This window comes from Streptomyces sp. SudanB5_2050, from assembly GCF_964272335.1.
GTDB lineage: Bacteria > Actinomycetota > Actinomycetes > Streptomycetales > Streptomycetaceae > Streptomyces > Streptomyces rochei.
On record NZ_OZ186760.1, the window covers coordinates 7,207,225 to 7,219,396 of the forward strand.

General features: G+C 73.3%; 12 protein-coding genes. 5 read left to right on the forward strand and 7 right to left on the reverse strand.

Going from position 1 to position 12,172, the window contains the following annotated elements; genetic code table 11:
* Positions 1–21 precede the first annotated feature (21 nt).
* On the forward strand, positions 22–1,197 hold the full coding sequence (locus ACFZP7_RS31695) for a GDSL-type esterase/lipase family protein (RefSeq protein ID WP_385637414.1): 1,176 nt from the start codon (positions 22–24) through the stop codon (positions 1,195–1,197).
* A 45-nt stretch (positions 1,198–1,242) separates the two neighbouring features.
* Here ACFZP7_RS31695 and ACFZP7_RS31700 read toward each other — a convergent pair whose 3' ends face one another.
* The 3 genes from ACFZP7_RS31700 to ACFZP7_RS31710 all read right to left on the reverse strand — a co-directional run bounded on the left by ACFZP7_RS31700 (position 1,243) and on the right by ACFZP7_RS31710 (position 4,221).
* Positions 1,243–1,953 (reverse strand): type 1 glutamine amidotransferase, encoded by a 711-nt coding sequence (locus ACFZP7_RS31700; RefSeq protein ID WP_385637417.1) that lies wholly within the window; start codon positions 1,951–1,953, stop codon positions 1,243–1,245.
* Positions 1,954–2,046: 93 nt separating this feature from the next.
* On the reverse strand, positions 2,047–3,672 hold the full coding sequence (locus ACFZP7_RS31705) for an amidohydrolase (protein WP_385637420.1): 1,626 nt from the start codon (positions 3,670–3,672) through the stop codon (positions 2,047–2,049).
* Between the two features lie 21 nt (positions 3,673–3,693).
* Entirely contained in the window at positions 3,694–4,221 is a 528-nt protein-coding gene (locus ACFZP7_RS31710) for a TetR family transcriptional regulator C-terminal domain-containing protein (protein WP_371321392.1), read from the reverse strand.
* 182 nt (positions 4,222–4,403) lie between these two features.
* On the opposite strand from ACFZP7_RS31710, the gene ACFZP7_RS31715 reads away from it, so the two are divergent.
* A complete protein-coding gene (locus tag ACFZP7_RS31715; protein WP_385637422.1) occupies positions 4,404–5,855 on the forward strand; it encodes a purine-cytosine permease family protein in 1,452 nt (483 codons plus the stop codon).
* A 20-nt stretch (positions 5,856–5,875) separates the two neighbouring features.
* A complete protein-coding gene (locus ACFZP7_RS31720; RefSeq protein ID WP_031015286.1) occupies positions 5,876–6,616 on the forward strand; it encodes a class I SAM-dependent methyltransferase in 741 nt (246 codons plus the stop codon).
* 43 nt (positions 6,617–6,659) lie between these two features.
* On the opposite strand, the gene ACFZP7_RS31725 is transcribed toward ACFZP7_RS31720, so the two are convergent.
* On the reverse strand, positions 6,660–7,781 hold the full coding sequence (locus ACFZP7_RS31725; protein WP_385637424.1) for a lipid II:glycine glycyltransferase FemX: 1,122 nt from the start codon (positions 7,779–7,781) through the stop codon (positions 6,660–6,662).
* Between the two features lie 239 nt (positions 7,782–8,020).
* Between ACFZP7_RS31725 and ACFZP7_RS31730 the strand changes: the two genes are divergently transcribed.
* Positions 8,021–9,229: a Ku protein gene (locus ACFZP7_RS31730; RefSeq protein WP_385637427.1), complete on the forward strand. Its 1,209-nt coding sequence runs from the start codon at positions 8,021–8,023 to the stop codon at positions 9,227–9,229.
* Between the two features lie 131 nt (positions 9,230–9,360).
* On the opposite strand, the gene ACFZP7_RS31735 is transcribed toward ACFZP7_RS31730, so the two are convergent.
* From ACFZP7_RS31735 to ACFZP7_RS31745, 3 genes are all read right to left on the reverse strand, one after another.
* On the reverse strand, positions 9,361–10,206 hold the full coding sequence (locus ACFZP7_RS31735; protein ID WP_031015279.1) for an RNA polymerase sigma factor SigF: 846 nt from the start codon (positions 10,204–10,206) through the stop codon (positions 9,361–9,363).
* A 149-nt stretch (positions 10,207–10,355) separates the two neighbouring features.
* Positions 10,356–11,288: an anti-sigma factor RsbA family regulatory protein gene (locus tag ACFZP7_RS31740; protein WP_164287745.1), complete on the reverse strand. Its 933-nt coding sequence runs from the start codon at positions 11,286–11,288 to the stop codon at positions 10,356–10,358.
* Positions 11,285–11,638 (reverse strand): STAS domain-containing protein, encoded by a 354-nt coding sequence (locus ACFZP7_RS31745; protein ID WP_031015275.1) that lies wholly within the window; start codon positions 11,636–11,638, stop codon positions 11,285–11,287. The genes ACFZP7_RS31740 and ACFZP7_RS31745 overlap by 4 nt, the downstream gene beginning before the upstream one ends.
* 174 nt (positions 11,639–11,812) lie before the next feature.
* On the opposite strand from ACFZP7_RS31745, the gene ACFZP7_RS31750 reads away from it, so the two are divergent.
* Positions 11,813–12,169 carry a PRC-barrel domain-containing protein gene (locus tag ACFZP7_RS31750; protein WP_019330788.1) on the forward strand — a complete coding sequence of 119 codons (357 nt, stop codon included), beginning with the start codon at positions 11,813–11,815 and terminating at the stop codon, positions 12,167–12,169.
* The last annotated feature ends 3 nt before the right edge of the window (positions 12,170–12,172 follow it).

The following is a 12,172-nucleotide window of genomic DNA, read 5'->3' on the forward strand; positions in this document are numbered from 1 at the left end:
ACCCCCACAGCCGGAGAAGACATGCACGCCCACGGCGACCTGATCAGCACCCCCCTCACCCCGGACCTCGTCCGCGGCGCCCTCGACCTGGAGCGCACCCCGCACGGTCTGCTGCCGCACCGGCTGCCCGCCCGGGCCCGCGCCCAGAACACCGACGGACAGCTGGCCATGGCCGAGTCCCAGCCCTCCGGCGTACGCCTGGCCCTGCGCACCCGGGCCACCGTCCTGGAGCTGGACACGCTGCCCACCAAGCGGGTCTACGCCGGGGCCCCGCCCCGCCCGGACGGCGTGTACGACCTGCTCGTCGACGGACGTCCGGCGGGGCAGGGCACGGTCGCCGGCGGCAACACGCTGACCATCGACATGACCGCCGGCACCGCGTCCCTCGAGCCCGGACCGGTCGGCACCCTCCGCTTCCCGGATCTGCCCCCGGGAGACAAGACCGTCGAGATCTGGCTGCCGCACAACGAGACCACCGAACTGGTCGCGCTGCGCGCCGACGCGCCCGTCGGGCCGGCCCCGGACCCGGGCCGCAGGATCTGGCTGCACCACGGCAGCTCCATCAGCCACGGCTCCGACGCCGCCGGCCCCACCACGACCTGGCCCGCCCTCGCCGCCTCCCTCGGCGGCGTCGAACTGGTCAACCTGGGCCTGTCCGGCGGCGCCCTGCTCGACCCGTTCACCGCCCGGGCCATGCGCGACACCCCCGCCGACCTGATCAGCGTCAAGATCGGCATCAACGTCGTCAACGCCGACCTGATGCGGCTGCGTGCCTTCGGCCCCGCCGTGCACGGCTTCCTCGACACCGTCCGCGAAGGCCATCCCACCGCCCCGCTGCTGGTCGTCTCGCCCGTGCTGTGCCCCGTCCACGAGGACACGCCCGGCCCCCTCGCACCCGATTTCAGCGAGGCCGCCGAGGGACGGCTGCGCTTCGTGGCCACCGGCGACCCGGCGGAACGCGCGAGCGGCAAGCTGACCCTGAACGTCATCCGGGACGAGCTGGCCCGGATCGTGGCCCAGCGGGCGGCCGACGACCCGAACCTGCACCACCTCGACGGCCGCGAACTCTACGGCGAGGCGGACGCGGCCGAGCTGCCGCTGCCGGACAACGTCCACCCGGACGCCGCCACCCATCGCCGCATGGGCGAGCGCTTCGCCGCGCTGGCCTTCGGGGACGGCGGCGCCTTCGCCGCCTGACCGCCCGGACCCCCGCCTGACCGCCCCCGAACCGCCGCCGAGCGCTCACCCGCCGCCCCGGCCTCGCAGGACGGCGGCGAAGCGCCGGGCGACCTCGTGCCAGACCGTCCGGGCGGCGGGCTCGTCGCGCTCCGCCCGGCGGGCCAGCGCCACCGGGTCCAGGCCCCGGGCGCGTATCCGCTCCGGATTCCACGACCGGACCCGGGCCGCGTCCGCCTCGGGGTGGAACTGCACGCCCCAGGCCCGGTCGCCGACCCGGAACGCCTGGTACGGGCACCGCTCGCTCTCCATCAGCCAGGCGGCGCCCGGCGGCAGGGCGGTGACGGCGTCCACATGGTGCTCGACGGCGGTCACCCGCCGCGGCAGCCCGGACAGCAGCGGATCGTCCCCGGCCTCCGGTCGCAGGGTGAGCGGCGTGCTGCCGAACTCCGGTGCGCCGTGCTCGCCGCGGACCGTGCCCCCCGCGACCTGGGCGAGGAGCTGTCCGCCGAGGCAGATGCCGAACACGGGGGCGCCCCGCTCCAGTGCCTCGGCGACCAGCGCGCGGGTGGGCGCCAGCCAGGGCGCGCGGACGTCGTCGTCGGGCAGATAACCGCCGCCGAGGACCATGACGCCGTCGTGCGCCAGGCGCCGGGGGAGCGGGGCGCCGGCATGGGCGCGCACCACGTCCAGCGCCGTCCCCTCCGCCGTCAGCCAGTCACCGAACCGGCCCGGCCCGCCGCCCGGTCCGTTCTGCACCACCAGTAGCCGCGCCATCGCCCACTCCCTGCCTCACAGCACTCCCCGCCTCACGGCCTCGGACACCACCTCACTGCCCGCGGAGCCTCGGAACGCAACCCGGCCGACGGGTCACACCTGCGCGGCACGATGGGTCGGTTCGCCGTCGACGACCGTCAACAGCACGGGAACATCGGCCAGTTCAGTGGCCGGCACGGTGAGCGGGTCGGCGGCCAGCACGGTCAGGTCGGCGCGGTGACCGACCGCGATCCGCCCGGCCTCGTGCTCCTCGCCGGCCGCGTAAGCCGCGTTGACGGTCATGCCGCGCAGCGCCTCCAACGCCGACAGGGCCTGGTCCGGGCCGTGCGGCGGCAGGCTGAGATCACGGGTCGGGCGGCGGTGGCGGGCCCCGGCCATGACACCCAGCGGCGGGTACGGCGCGATGGGCCAGTCGGAGCCGAGGACCACGACGGCGCCGGAGTCGTGCAGGTCCCGGCACCGCCACGCCCGTGAGGCGCGCGGTTCGCCCAGTCGCCGGGACCAGTTGTCGGAGTGGTCGGCCCGGGTGAAGTCGCAGCAGTGGGTGGGCTGCATCGACGCCACGACACCCAGCTCGGCGAACCGGCGCAGGGTGTCGTCCGGCACGGTCTCGATGTGCTCCACCCGGTGACGCACCCCGCGCCCGCCGCTCGCCCGGGCCTTTTCGACCGCGTCGAGGACATGGCGCACGGCCGCGTCGCCGATCGCGTGCGTGGCCGTGGGCACGCCAGCCCGGTGCAGTTCGCCGACGATCCGGGTGTACTCCTCGGGGTCCGGCCAGAAGGCGTGCCGGGACTCGCCGTGGCAGTCCGGCTGCTCCAGCCAGGCGGTGCCGTTGTCGACGGTCCCGTCCATGAAGATCTTGACGCCGGCGGTACGCCAGAGCCGGCCGCCCCTGCCCTGTCCCTCGACGAGCGCCCGCACCCCGTCCGCGTCGGTGCCCGGCTGGCACCAGGGCGCCACCCGCAGGCGCAGCGGCAGCCGTCCCGCCTGGTCCAGCTCGGCGAAGAAGTCGAGGCTGTCCCCGTTCGCGTCCATGACGTGGCCGCCCGTCAGGCCGGTGGCCGCCATAGCGCGCAGGGCCGCGGCGAGCCGGTCGAGGCGCTCCGCGCGCGTGGGCTGCGGGGCGACCCGCTCCACCAGCTCGCAGGCGGCGTCCTCCAGCAGCAGACCTGTGGGGCGCCCGTCGGCGTCGCACACCACCTCGGCGGTGGCCTGGTCGAAGGTGCGCGGACCGTCCACCCCGGCCAGCTCCAGGGCCCGCCGGCTGGCCAGCATCGAGTGCGCGTCGAAGAGCAGCAGCAGCGCGGGCACGCCGTCGAGGACCGCGTCGAAGGGCGCCGTCCGCACCGGGCGGTCACCGAAGACGTTGGGGTCCAGGCCCCAGCCGTGCAGCCACGCGCCGGGGGACAGGTCCCGTACGGCGCCGGCCAGTGCCGCGCGCACCGCGTCGATGTCGGTGCAGCCCGACAGGTCGAGCCCGTGGGTCAGTTCGGCGCCGGTGACGGGGTGGATGTGCCCGTCGACCAGGCCCGGTGTCACCACGGCGCCCTTCAGGTCGACCACCGTGGTCGAGGCGTCCGCCAGCGCACGGATCTCCCGGTCGTCACCGAGGGCGGAGATCCGGCCGTCGGCCGCGGCCAGCGCGGTCTGCGGCAGGAACTCCCCGGTGACCGGGTCGAGCAGCCGGGCCGAGAGCAGAACGAGAGAGGTACGCACAGTCACTCCTGGAAGGGCGGGTCAGTCGGTGTCGGCGGCCGTCAGGGCGCCTTCGGCTAGGCCGAGTTCACGCTCGGCCGTGGTGATGGGCAGCCGCCGCACCGCGGGTGGGTCGTCCTCGGTGTCGGCGCTGTTGACGAGCATGCCGAGGCCGTCGAGGACGACGAGGATCTGGATGGCGGCCACCATCGGGTCGTCGGTGCGGAACTCCCCCTGCTCCACGCCGTCGCGGATCAGCGACTCCAGCCGGTCGCGCCAGGCCGCCTCCTGGACGGCCACCCGCTCGCGCAGCGCGGGCCGGTAGCGGCTCAGGTGCCGGGCGTTGAGCCACAGTCGGCTGATGTCGTCGAACGCCGGCCCGGTCGCCCGCGCGAAGAACCGCGCCAGATGCCGGGTCGGCGAGGCCCCGGCCCGGTCGGCCGGGAGGAGGGCGTCGAGTTCCGCGCCGACGGCGTCGCCGTAGGCCTCCGCCACCAGATCCTCCACCGCCGGGAAGTAGTGGCTGATCAGTCCGGGACGCACCGCCAGCTCCTCGGCGATCCGCCGCAAGGTGATGCACTCCAGTCCTTCGCTCAGCGCGACGGCTGACGCTGCGGCAACGATTTCCGCACGTCTGGCGGCGGGAGACTTGCGGATTCGCTTGTTCGGAACGCTTGACGGCATGGAATCGATGCTATTGAGTGTGCGACCAACAAGCAAGCAGGTGGGTTACCAGCACCCGGAGGAGCCGCATGGCGTCCACGATCCCCGACCCGCAACCCGGCACCGGCACCGCTCGGGAGACACCGCCGCCGCAGCCCCCCTCGGACCGGGCCGGCCGCGTCGAGGCGCACGGCATCGACCACATCCCCGACCACGAACGCCACGGCAGGCCCCGGCAGTTGTTCTCGGTGTGGGCGGCGGCCAACGTGAACTACCTGAGCCTGGTGACCGGGGGCGCCCTGATCCTGATGGGCCTGACCCTGTGGCAGGCGCTGGCGGTGATCGTGACGGGCAACCTCTTCTGGTTGCTCACCGGTCTGCTCTCCATATCCGGGCCGGCGGCGGGCGCCCCGAGCGAGGTCATCACCCGCGCGATGTACGGAGTGCGCGGAAACCGGGTCAACAACGCCGTCGTGGGCTGGCTGATCTCCGTCTGCTACTTCGCGCTGAACCTGGCCGCCGCCGCCACCGCGGCCTTCGCCCTGGTGGAGATGGCCGGCATCACCGCGAACACCGGTGTGAAGGTCGCCGTGGTGATGGTGGTCGCCGCGCTCACCCTGGCCATCGGTGTCTACGGCCACGCCATGATCATGAAGCTGTACCTCCCGATCACGCTGGCCCTGACGGCCGCCTTCGCGGTCGTCGCCGTGGGCGTGTTCCGGCACACCGACTTCTCGTACGTACCGGCCGAACCGCTCACCGGCACGGATCTGTGGGCGGTCCTGGCCGCCGGCGTCACCCTGATCGCGTCCGCCCCGCTGTCGTACACCACCAGCGCCGACTTCTCCCGCTACCTCCCGCGCACCGCGCCCGCCCGGTCCGTCGTCGGCTGGACCTTCCTCGGCGGCTTCCTGCCCGGTGCGGCCGTCTGCTCCCTCGGCGCACTCGCCGCGACGGTGGTCGACATGACGGACCCGCAGGCGGGCCTGCGGCAGTTGCTGCCCGACTGGTTCGGCCCCCTCCTCCTGCTCGCCCTGGTCCTCGGCACGATCGCCATCAACGCCCTGACCGCCTACAGTGCCGGCCTCGCGCTCCAGGCCGTCGGCATCCGCATCCGCCGCTCGCTCAGCGTGCTCGCCGACGGCACCGCGGCCGTCGCCCTCACCCTGTACGGCCTCCTCGCCTCCGACTTCCTGGACACGGTCAGCAACGTCCTCCAGCTCACCGTCGTCCTGCTCGGACCCGCCCTGGCCGTCTACGCCACGGACATCGTGCTGCGCCGCAACCGCTACGACGGTCCCGCGCTGATGGACGAGACCCCCGGCGGCCCCTTCTGGTACACCGCCGGCGTCAACCCGGCCGGCGCCCTCGCCCTCGCCGGTGGCGTCACCGTCTCCGCCCTGTGCGTCAACACCCTCTACACCGGGCCGATCGCCCGCGCTCTCGGCGGAGTGGACCTCGCCCTGCCGGCCGGTCTCGTCACGGCCGCACTGCTCTACACGCTCCTGACGCGCGGAAAATGGCGGGCGCCGACGGCCTGACGCGCGGTACGGTCCCTCGCATGTCTGACGAGGACGGCGTATTCGGCGAGAGCGTCGCCGCGCACTACGACGCATCGGTGGCGGACAGGTTCGCACCCGAGGTGCTGACCCCGACCGTCGACCTGCTGGCCGAACTGGCGGGCGGGGGAAGGGCCCTCGAGTTCGGCATCGGCACCGGCCGCGTCGCGCTGCCGCTGGCGGCCCGCGGCGTCCCGGTGCACGGCATCGACGTGTCCCGGGCCATGACCTCCCGGCTGGCCGCCAAACCCGGCGGGGACACGGTCGGCGTGACCATCGGCGACTTCGCGACGACCCGGGTGCCCGGCACCTTCTCGGTCGCCTATCTGGTCTTCAACACCATCAACAACCTGACGACACAGGACGCCCAGGTCGACTGCTTCCGCAACGCCGCCGCGCACCTGGAGCCGGGCGGCTGCTTCGTCATCGAGGTGGGCGTGCCCGAACTGCGTCTCCTGCCGCCCGGGCAGCGTGCCGTGCCGTTCCGCGTCGACGCGGACGGATGGGCGTTCGACGTCTACGACACCGCCACCCAGCGGATGAGTTCGAACTACGTCACCCTCGTGGACGGGCGCCCCGAGTACGAGCACTACCCGTTCCGGTACGTGTGGCCCTCCGAACTCGACCTGATGGCCCGCCTCGCCGGGATGCGGCTGCGCGACCGGTGGGAGGGGTGGACCCGCGAGCCGTTCACCCACGAGAGCCGCGGCCACGTCTCGGTCTGGGAGAAGCCGGCGGGCTGACCGGGGCGGCCGGCCCCCGGGCCCCGCGGTGCCGGGGAAGGTGTCAGCGCCGCGCCATGTACAGGTCCAGCGCCTTGTGCAGCACCCTGTTGAGCGGGTAGTCCCACTCGCCGAGGTACTCGACGGCCCGCCCGCCCGCACCGACCTTGAAGCGCAGCAGCCCCAGCAGGTGGTCGTCCTCGTCGAGGGTGTCGGTGATGCCGCGGAAGTCGTAGACGGACGCGCCCAGTTCGAGCGCGTCGCAGATCATCCGCCACTGGAGGGCGTTGTTGGGCTGCACCTCGCGCCGGCGGGCGGTGGAGGCGCCGTAGGAGTACCACACGTGGTCGCCGACGGTCAGCATCGTGGCCGCCGCCAGCACCTCCCCGTCGTGGTGGGCGAGGTAGAGCCGCATGCGGTCCGGGTCCTCGGCCGTCAGCGCCGTCCACATCCGCTCGAAGTAGCCGAGCGGTCGCGGTACGAACCGGTCCCGCTCGGCGGTCTCGACGTACAGCTCGTAGAACGTCCTCAGGTCCTCGCGGTCGCCCCGGACGACCTTGACGCCCGCCTTCTCGGCCTTCTTGACGTTCCGGCGCCACTGCTGGTTGAAGCCGCCGTGCACCTGCTCCGGCGTCCGTCCGGCGAGCGGCAGCTGGCAGACGTAGCGCGGCTGCCCGGCGGCGAAGCCGTTCTCGCCGCCGGACGCGGACGGCCGCCAGCCCATCCGGCGCAGCCGTTCGGCCAGCGCCTCGGCCCCCGGTTCCCGCTCGGTGGGCGGCACGTCCGCGAGCCGCCGGGCACCCGGATCGGCGATCGCCTCCTTGACCGCCTCGGCGCTCCAGCGCCGGGTCACCACCGGCGGCCCCATCTTCACCGAGAACGCCCCGCGCCCCTTCAGGTGCGCGAGCATCGGCTCCAGCCAGCGCTCCAGATCGGGCGCGTCCCAGTCGATGACCGGCCCTTCGGGAAGATAGGCCAGGCACCGCTTCAGCCTCGGCAGCGGACGCAGCAGCACCAGCCCGGCCCCGACCAGGTCGCCGCCCTCGTCGAACCAGCCCAGGCTCTCCGCCCGCCAGTCCGGCTTGACGTCGCCCCACGCGGGGGTCTGCAGATGGCTCACGGACGGCCGGGCCGCGACGAAACGCAGGTGCTCCTCGCGGGTGATCGGCTTCACGTGACGGCTCATGGGCGGTGCCCCTCTGTTCGGCTGTGCTACTGCTTCGGGCGGTGGGGGAGACGGCCGGCGCGCCCGCGCGCGGGCCGTCCCGCACCTCACAGGGAAACCCGGCCGCGGCCGATCCGCGCGCTGTCGGCCCGCCGCCCACCCGAGTGCTCCGCCCGGCGCGCGGCGGCGCGGGCGCGGTGTCAGCGTGGAGTGCCTGACGGTGGCGGGCAGGACGGACGGAGCGGACGGAGCGGACGGCCATGGCACGGGCGATCTGGACAGGCGTCATCACGTTCGGGCTGGTCTCGGTGCCCGTCGGCCTCTTCACGGCCACCGAGAACCACACCGTCCACTTCCACCAGCTCCAGCGCGGCACCTCCGACCGCATCCGCAACCGGCGGGTCAACGAGCGCACCGGCGAGGAGGTCGACCCCGGCGACATCGTCAAGGGGTACGAGGTGGGCGAGGGCGAGTACGTCGTCGTCGAGCCGGACGAGCTCGACGAGATCGCGCCGGGCCGCTCCCGGGCCCTGGAGATCACCGACTTCGTCGACCTGGACGGGATCGCACCGGTCTACTTCGACCGCACCTACTACGTCGCCCCGCGCGGCAAGGAGTACCTCAAGGTCTACGAGCTGCTGCGCGCGGCGCTCGCCGAGTCCGGCAAGGCGGGCGTCGCCACCTTCGTCATGCGCAACCGCCAGTACCTGACCGTGCTGCGTGCCGAGGACGAGGTCCTCGTGCTCCAGACCCTCCACTGGGCCGACGAGGTCCGTGACCCCGGCCGGGAGCTGCCCGAGCTGCCCTCGGAGCGTGCGGGCCGGGACAAGGAACTCGACATGGCACTGCGCCTCGTGGACGCACTCAGCGGTCCGTGGGAGCCCGAGCGCTACCACGACACGTACCAGGAGAAGGTGCGCGAGCTGGTGCGAGCCAAGGCCGAGGGGCAGGAGATCGCCGTGGCCGAGGAGGCGCCGCAGGCGACCAATGTCGTCGACCTCATGGACGTGCTGCGGGGCAGCCTGGAGCGGGCCGGGGGCGCGCGAGGCGGGAAACCGGCCGTCGAGTCCAAGGGCACCGGGGGCGGGCGGTCGGCGGGCAGGACGAAGGGGGATGGGGGCGAGCGGCCGGGCGCCGAGACGAAGGGCGCCACGGCTGACCGGTCAGCAGAGAAGGCGAAAGGCGCGGCGGGTGAGCGGTCGGCGGCCGGAAAGGCGAAGGGCGCGACGGGTGAGCGGTCGGCCGGAAAGAAGGCGAAAGCGGCCGAGCGCGCCGCCGGGCCGCGGAAGAAGGCTCCCTCCCGTCGCAAGCCGCCGACACGGCGCGAGCTGCGGGAGCTGAGCAAGGCCGAGCTGTACCAGCGGGCCACCGAGCAGGACGTCGCCGGCCGGTCCAGGATGAGCCGCGAGGAGCTGATCGACGCCCTCACCGGTGCCGGCGGCCGCCGGCGGAAGACGGCCGCCGCCTGACCTCTCGGCCACCGCGGTCATCCGGATCCGGACCCGTGGGGGGGGGGCGATGCTCGCGGCACCCGCACGACGGCGCGCCGGCCGGGACGCCGCGAGGCGGGTCCGGACCGGCGCGCGGCGGGTCGTCGCGATCAGCCGGTGGCGAGCATGCCTTCGCGCAGGCGGGCCAGCAGCCGCGAGATCAGTCGCGACACGTGCATCTGCGAGACCCCGAGGCGTTCGCCGATGTCCTTCTGGGTCAGCTCCTCCACGAACCGCCAGTGGATGATCTGGCGGTCGCGTTCGTCCAGCTCGGCGATCATCGGGGCCAGCGCGTGGAAGTCGTCGACGAGGGCGAGCGTGGCGTCGTCGGCGCCGATGAAGTCCGCCAGGGCCGACTCGCCGTCCTCGCTGCCGCCGATGGCCGCGTCCAGCGAGGCGGAGTTGTAGCCGTTGGCCGCGAGACGGGCCTCGACGACCTCGTCCTCCGGCAGGCTCATCAGCTCCGACAGTTCCTTGGTGGTCGGGTTGCGGCCCAGGCGGCTGCGCAGCTCCTCGGTGGCGCGGGCCAGCTGGACCCGGGCCTCCTGGAGCCGCCGGGGCACGTGCACGGCCCAGGAGGTGTCCCGGAAGAAGCGCTTGATCTCGCCGACGATGTACGGCACGGCGAAGGAGGTGAACTCGACCTCGCGGGTCAGCTCGAACCGGTCGATGGCCTTGATCAGGCCGATCATGCCGACCTGGACGATGTCCTCCATCTCCTCCGGGCCCCGGCTGCGGAACCGGCCGGCCGCGAAGCGGACCAGGGACATGTTCATCTCGATCAGCGTGTTGCGGGCGTACTGGTACTCGGGAGTGCCCTCCTCCAGCGTCGTCAGCTGCTGGAAGAAGAGCTTCGACAACTCCCGCGCGTCCTTGGGCGCCACCTTGGACGGGTCCGCGACCTCCGGCATCTGCGTGGTGGTGTGCGCGGTGGTCTCTGCGGTCGTCGTCGCCATGATGTGCCCTCCCAGTCGATCGGCCCCCGTCACCGTCGGCTCACCGGCCGACGAACCACCGCCTACCCCGGACCATGGGGCTCATGCCTGCCCATGTGCCGATCAAATTTATGGGGCGTCAGAAACCGGGGCGAAGGGGGGCATATCGGTCAGATGTCCAGGTAGAAGCGGACGGTGGTGCCCTCGTCCGCCGTGTGGGTCCGCACCAGATCGGCGATGTGGTGCACGAGCAGCAGCCCGCGTCCCCCGATCTGCCCCGGCCGCGGTGGCCGGCGCCCGGCGAGGGGATCGCTCAGCCGCCCGGCGTCGCGGACCTCGCACGCCATCCGTCCCGCCTCGGCCCAGACCGCGAGCGTTCCGCGGCCGCCGCCGTGGACCACGCTGTTGGTGGTCAGCTCCGCCACCGCCAGCTCCACGTCGGGCAGCCGGGTCTCGGACAGACCGAGCGACCGGGCCCGGTCGACGGCGAAGCGGCGCGCCTGCGGCAGCTCACCGGTGCCGAAACCGAACACGGCGACCTCCGCCGCCGGGCCGTCCAACGGCGCGTTGTACCGGTCGACCACCGCGCGCCAGTCGTAGTCCCCGCTGGCCCGCTCCCGACCCTCGTCGATGACCGTGGGATGGGTGACCAGGGCGTCGGCCAGGACGTCCGCCTCCAGGGCGGTCGCGTCGTACGGGCACAGGATCGTGGCGGCACGGCCCGCGAAAGCCGCGTTGATCAACGCCTCGTGCTGCGCGCACGCCGGGTACTCCACCGCGCTCCGCCCGGCCCAGATGGGCTCGCCGATGATGCGCACCCGGCCTTCGGGGTGCCGGTCGGCGAACGCCCGGAGCACACCGGGGATGATCCGCCCCGGGTTGCGCCCGGCCCGCGTCATGTCGAGGAAGGTGACGTCCCGCGCGTCCGCGCCGAGCCCCGTCCTGATCAGCTCCAGATTGGGGCCCGGCACCGCCACCGCCACCGGTTCTCCGGCGGTCAGCCCCTCCCGTACGAAGGCCACCGTCCGGTCGGTGTAGTCGCCCGCGCCGCGGTAGAACAGCGCCGGGTGCGAGAAGGTCTCCTCGCTGGTCACCGTGGTCATCGCGGCGTCACCTCGATCCGCCGCAGCGTCGGCCAGAACAGCTCCAGGACCCGGGGCAGCTGCGGTGGCGGCTGCTCCACGACGACCCGTCCGCCGGGCAGCTCCATGGCCGTGACGGCGAGCGCCGCCACCCCGGCCACGTCGACGAACCGCACGCCGGACAGCTCCACGTACGACACGTCCGAGTGCCGCCGGGACAGTTCGGTGAGCGCGTCCTCCCAGGACCGACGGGTGGTCACGCCGATCTCACCGCTGGCACGGATGCCGGGACGGTCTCGCAGCGGGCCCACCTCGAGCAGGGCTCCGCTCCCGTCCCGGAGCCGTCCGGCCGCGGGGTCCGGGGCATCCACATCGGTCTCCTTCGAAATTCCGCCGGGTGCCCGTCCACGTCCCCGGGCCTTCGCTCCCACCAGGCAGCCTATCCGAACGGGTGCCCGTTGGGCCGAAGTGAGGACAAGGCATGCGACGGGGGCGCGAAGCGGGGAACACGACAGGGAGCGCGTCCTCGGAAGGGAAGACTGAGCATGTTCGAAGCCGAAAACATCCGTGACTGGCGGGGCCAGGACGTCGTCGACGTCGGCGGCCGCAAGATCGGCACCCTGGAGTCCGTCTACTTCGACACCGCCACCGACCGGCCCGCGTTCGCGGCGGTGACCATCGGCCTGCCGACCCGTCGGCGCCTGGTGTTCGTGCCGGTCGACAAGGCCACCGTCGGACCGTCCTACCTGAAGGTGACCTACGACAAGAACCTGGTCAAGGACGCCCCCGGAATCGACCCGGACGGTGAGCTGCCGGCCGAGGACGAGGGCGCGGTCTTCGCCCATTACGACCTGCCCTACGAGCAGGGCAGCCGGGGCGAGCGCCGGCTCGGGCGGCGCTGAGCA